Source organism: Polaribacter sp. 2305UL8-11 (genome assembly GCF_058147165.1).
On sequence record NZ_JBYVJW010000133.1, the window covers coordinates 1 to 232 of the forward strand.

Below are 232 nucleotides of genomic sequence, written 5' to 3' on the forward strand. Positions count from 1 at the left end.
TAAGAATAAAATTGATGGAAATGAATCTTTTCCAGCAGATTTTATTGCAGAAGGAGTAGACCAAACAAGAGGTTGTTTTTATACTTTACATGCAATTGCAACTATGGTTTTTGATTCAGTTGCGTATAAAAACGTAGTTTCTAACGGTGTGGTTTTAGATAAAAACGGGCATAAAATGTCTAAACGTTTAGGAAATGCTGTAGATCCGTTTACAACCTCATCAACGTATGGA

At 33.6% G+C, this 232-nt stretch carries 1 protein-coding gene; it reads left to right on the top strand.

Annotated elements, in window-relative coordinates; genetic code table 11:
• The coding region (locus ACY2RW_RS16470) for a class I tRNA ligase family protein (protein WP_490123801.1) at positions 1-232 on the top strand (232 nt) is incomplete at both ends.